The sequence below is a fragment of the Micromonospora sp. NPDC047134 genome (assembly GCF_040643455.1).
Classification (GTDB): Bacteria; Actinomycetota; Actinomycetes; order Mycobacteriales; family Micromonosporaceae; genus Micromonospora.
Map to the genome: position 1 here is coordinate 1 of NZ_JBEYUI010000067.1, position 1,146 is coordinate 1,146.

1 protein-coding gene is annotated in these 1,146 nt (G+C 68.2%); it reads right to left on the reverse strand.

Features of this window, described 5'->3' with window-relative positions; all coding sequences use genetic code 11:
• Positions 1 to 27: 27 nt before the first annotated feature.
• Complete coding sequence (locus ABZ795_RS28785) at positions 28 to 1,128, reverse strand: IS30 family transposase (RefSeq protein ID WP_357532647.1); 1,101 nt, start codon at positions 1,126 to 1,128, stop codon at positions 28 to 30.
• Positions 1,129 to 1,146 lie beyond the last annotated feature (18 nt).

Here is a 1,146-nt window from a genome sequence, read left to right on the forward strand (position 1 = left end):
GGCGGGGTCAAGGGGTGAGTGCAATCGTTAGGTAGTGATGAGTTGGGCCAGGCGTTGGGCTGGGGTGTCCCAGCCCAACGTTTCGCGGGGTCGGGTGTTGAGTTCGTGGGCGACGTCGTCGAGGCCGGTCTGGTCGATGGTGCGGAAGTCGTAGCTGTTCTTGGGGAAGTACTGGCGTAGGAGTCCGTTGGTGTTCTCGTTGCTGCCGCGTTGCCAGGGGCTGTGGGGGTCGCAGAAGTAGACCGGGCAGCCGGTGGTGATGGTGAACTGTGGGTGGGTGGCCATCTCGCTGCCCTGGTCCCAGGTCAGGGAGCGGCGTAGGTGGGTGGGCATGCGGGTGGTCAGGGTGGTGAGGACGCTGATGACGGCTTCGCTGTCGCGGCCCTGGGGTAGTGCGCCGAGCATGACGTAGCGGGTGGTGCGTTCGACCAGGGTCACGATCGCCGAGGCGCCGGCCTTGCCGATGACCAGGTCACCTTCCCAGTGTCCGGGCACGGCCCGGTCGGTGGCCTCGGCGGGTCGGGCGCTGATGTGCAGGTCCCCGACCCAGGGTCGGCTGCGGGCCGCGCCCGCGGTTCGTGACCGCGCACGCCGTTGGGTACGACCCGAACGCAGCGCGACCTGCCGACCCAACTCCACCCGCAGGTTGCCCCGCGACTGCACGTAGATCGCCTGGTAGATCGTCTCGTGGGACACCTGCAACTCCGGCCGGTCGGCGTACGTGGCCCGTAACCACGCGGCGATCTGCTTCGGAGACCACCTACGCGCCAGTTTCCCCGCCACCATGTCCCGCAGCCGCGTGCCCGACCGAAGCTTCATCACCTTCGGCCGCCGTCGAGCCGCCTCCGCCCGCCGCTGCGCCCACTGCGCCTGATACCCCCACCGATACGGCCGACGAGCCCGCCCGGACGGCAACGACCGCCCGAGCGGATTCTTCGTCCCATGCCGCGCACTGTGATACCGCGCCACCTCACGCGACACCGTGCACACCGGCAACCCCAACAACCCCGCGATCTGCGAGATCGTCCGCCCCGACCCCCACAAGTGCTCCAACACCTGCCGATGCCCGAACGTCACCACACCCGGCCTCGCCACCAACACCTCCAGCACAACCAAGATCAGTTGCACTGAACCCTAGAATCCGCC